Genomic DNA, 1,403 nt, shown 5'->3' with positions numbered 1-1,403 from the left:
GAGCAACGGGCTCGACCGGAGCAACCGGCTCGACCGGAGCGACCGGCGCTACGGGTGCACCCGTCGAGCCGGTAGCTCCGGTAGCTCCAGTCGCACCCGTGGCGCCGGTTGCGCCGGTCGAGCCTGTGGCACCCGTTGCGCCGGTAGCTCCAGTCGCACCCGTGGCGCCGGTTGCACCTGTCGCTCCGGTCGCACCTGTAGCGCCGGTCGAGCCAGTCGCACCCGTTGCTCCGGTCGCGCCGGTTGCACCGGTAGCGCCGGTCGCCCCAGTCGAGCCTGTGGCACCCGTGGCGCCGGTCGCACCTGTAGCTCCAGTCGCACCTGTTGCTCCGGTCGCACCGGTGGCACCCGTTGCGCCGGTCGCACCTGTAGCTCCAGTCGCACCCGTTGCTCCAGTCGCACCCGTTGCTCCGGTCGCACCCGTTGCTCCAGTCGCACCCGTCGAGCCGGTAGCGCCCGTTGCTCCAGTCGCACCTGTCGCTCCGGTCGAGCCGGTGGCACCTGTGGCACCCGTTGCTCCAGTCGCGCCGGTGGCTCCGGTCGCACCCGTTGCTCCGGTCGCACCTGTTGCTCCGGTCGCGCCGGTGGCGCCGGTCGCACCCGTTGCTCCAGTCGCACCCGTCGAGCCGGTAGCGCCCGTTGCTCCAGTCGCACCTGTCGCTCCGGTCGAGCCGGTGGCACCTGTGGCACCCGTTGCTCCAGTCGCGCCGGTCGCACCCGTGGCGCCGGTCGCACCTGTTGCTCCAGTCGCGCCGGTGGCTCCGGTCGCACCTGTTGCGCCGGTGGCACCCGTTGCTCCAGTCGCGCCGGTCGCACCTGTGGCACCCGTTGCTCCGGTAGCTCCAGTCGCACCCGTTGCGCCGGTCGCGCCGGTCGCACCCGTTGCTCCGGTCGCGCCGGTCGCACCTGTGGAGCCGGTAGCGCCTGTGGCACCCGTAGCCCCGGTCGCTCCTGTCGACCCAGTCGAGCCGGTTGCACCCGTAGCCCCGGTCGCTCCGGTCGAGCCGGTCGCACCCGTTGCTCCGGTCGAGCCAGTCGCACCTGTCGAGCCGGTAGCGCCGGTCGAGCCGGTGGCACCCGTTGCTCCAGTCGAGCCCGTTGCTCCAGTCGCACCAGTGGCTCCGGTCGCACCTGTCGAGCCCGTTGCTCCAGTCGCACCGGTGGCGCCGGTTGCACCCGTCGAGCCGGTAGCTCCGGTAGCTCCAGTCGCACCCGTAGCGCCGGTCGCTCCAGTCGCGCCAGTTGCTCCGGTAGCTCCAGTCGCACCCGTGGCGCCGGTTGCTCCGGTCGAGCCGGTTGCTCCAGTTGCACCGGTGGCTCCGGTCGCACCTGTCGAGCCCGTTGCTCCGGTATCGCCGGTGGCTCCGGTCGCACCTGTGGCGCCGGTCGCTCCAGTACCGCCA

1 protein-coding gene is annotated in these 1,403 nt (G+C 72.5%); it reads right to left on the bottom strand.

Annotated elements, in window-relative coordinates; genetic code table 11:
• A partial coding sequence (locus EOA32_RS37165; protein ID WP_210214889.1) for a hypothetical protein occupies positions 1–1,403 on the bottom strand: 1,403 nt, incomplete at both ends.

Source organism: Mesorhizobium sp. M1A.F.Ca.ET.072.01.1.1 (assembly GCF_004023325.1).
In the GTDB taxonomy this organism is placed as follows: Bacteria; Pseudomonadota; Alphaproteobacteria; order Rhizobiales; family Rhizobiaceae; genus Mesorhizobium.
The sequence above is the reverse complement of the archived record's forward strand: the minus strand, read 5'-3'. Positions and strand labels throughout refer to the sequence as shown.